At 58.3% G+C, this 1,030-nt stretch carries 1 protein-coding gene; it reads right to left on the bottom strand.

What is annotated here, in order from left to right; genetic code table 11:
* Window positions 1–194: 194 nt before the first annotated feature.
* The coding region (locus tag Q0336_RS01990; RefSeq protein WP_298525016.1) for a hypothetical protein at window positions 195–1,030 on the bottom strand (836 nt) is incomplete at its 5' end.

The following is a 1,030-nucleotide window of genomic DNA, read 5'->3' as shown; positions in this document are numbered from 1 at the left end:
GACCTACGGTAGGTCGCCGAAAAAACCTACTGTGGGTCGGTCGACCGACCTACCGTGGGTCGTCGAGACGACCTACAGTAGGTTTCTTTTTCCTTCCCTCGAAGCAGTAGCCGATGAGGCTAAAGAAGAAGGCTGTGCTTCCCGCTTCGGCGGGGAGCACAGCCTTGTCGTAGAATAGCTGAGGAAGGGGCGGGCTAGAAGTAACCTTCGTTGCTCTGCTCGTTGCCCCCCGAGGTATAGTAGCGATGGAAGTCCATGGCCAGACGCTCCCAGTCGGTCGTACCGAGGAGCTTCATCATGCGCTGGGCGAAGATGCGCATCTCTTCGTCGGTGAAGAAGCCATTAGGCGAAGAGAGCTTGTCGAGGGGGATGGCTTGGTATTTGACCTGCTCCTTATCCTCGTCCTTGGCCTCACGGACACGACGGCTGTAGTCGTTCTGTATCCCTTCGATGACTTCGTCCATGAAGCGCTTCTGTGCCCCGATGCTTACTGGGAGGGTGAGGTGAAGGAGGCGCTTGCCGGACTTCACCGTAGCGTTGGGGGCGAAGAAGGATGAAGGCTCCCCGCCTTCGAGCTTGCCCTTGGGGCTGTGCCAAAGTTCGATGTTCAGGAGGAAGTGACCCGTCTCGGGGAACTGATAGTAGCCCTTGATGCCGATGGGCTCAGTCTTGGGGAGGAAGGTGTAGAGTGGCTTCCCATCCTTGTCCTCAGGGCTCTTGGAGGCTGACTTGTTCCATACATTGGTGTCGCAGTAGACGTAGCGCAGGAGGTTCGTGGGGTCAGCTGCATTGACAGCGATGGGCTTGCCGTCGAAGTCCTTGGCCTCCGTCGGGTAGGAGAAGAACTGATACTGTGAGCGGAGCGCCTCGGAGGTGTACTGGTCGTTGAGGAGCTTGCCCTCGGCGTCGTAGAGGCGGATGATAGCGCCGTAGTCGGGGGCGATGGACGAGTAGACCTTAGGATCCCATTCGAAGAGCTGGAAGGCGATGAAGTCTGCATAAGGAGCGCCCTCAGCGAGGGTCCACGTCT

This window comes from uncultured Porphyromonas sp. (assembly GCF_938039215.1).
In the GTDB taxonomy this organism is placed as follows: Bacteria; Bacteroidota; Bacteroidia; order Bacteroidales; family Porphyromonadaceae; genus Porphyromonas.
Note: the sequence above shows the minus strand (reverse complement) of the source record. Positions and strands in the feature narration are given on the sequence as shown.